General features: G+C 49.5%; 1 pseudogene. It reads right to left on the minus strand.

Going from position 1 to position 752, the window contains the following annotated elements:
• Window positions 1-752: pseudogene (locus ACTHUG_RS11260) on the minus strand (hypothetical protein); the annotation flags it as partial.

Here is a 752-nt window from a genome sequence, read left to right on the forward strand (position 1 = left end):
TGTTTTGGTTGTTGTTTTGTTGTTGTTTTGGGGGGGTTTTTTTTGGTGGTTTTGTGGGTTTGTGTGGTTGGGTTGGTGTTTTGTTGTTTTGGGTTTGGTGTTGTGTTGGGGTGGGTTGTTTGGGGTGTGGTTTGGTGTGTTGTTGTGGTGTGGGGTTGTGTTGGTGTGGGTTGTATTGTGTTTTTGGTTGGTTTTGTTTGGGGGTGGTGTGTGTGTGTTTTTTTGTGTTTTTTGGGTGGTTGTTGGGTGTTTGTTTTTTGGTGGTTGGTTGTGTTTGGGGGTTGGTTTTGTGTTGTTGGTTTGGGGTGGGGTTGGGTGGGGTTTGGGTGTTTTGGGTTGTGTAGTTTGTGTTGTTGTTGGTGTGGCGTTAGTCGTTGCGGCCGTTGTCGGATGGGTTGGTTGGTGGGGTTGGTTGGGTGTTGTTTTCTTGGGTGTGGTGTTGGTTGGTGGTTGTGCGTTGTGTGGTTTGTTGGGTGTTGGTGTTTGTTGTGTTGGTGGGGGGTGGTGGGGGTGGGGTGTGGGTGTGTGGTGGGGTGGTAGGCGGTGTGGTTGTTTGGGTGGGTTTTTTTTGTTGTGTTGGGTTTTTGTGTTGTGGGGGGTTTTGTGGTGGGTGGGTTGTTGTTTTGTTGGGTGGTGTTGTGGTTGTTGTGGGTTGTTGTTTTTTCGGGGTGGTGTTTGTGTTGGGGTTTTGGTGGTTGTTTGGTTGGGTTGGTGTTGTTGGGGGGTGGGTTGTTGGTGTGTTTGGGTGGATG

The organism is Neisseria sp. P0022.S009 (assembly GCF_051956675.1).
Classification (GTDB): Bacteria; Pseudomonadota; Gammaproteobacteria; order Burkholderiales; family Neisseriaceae; genus Neisseria.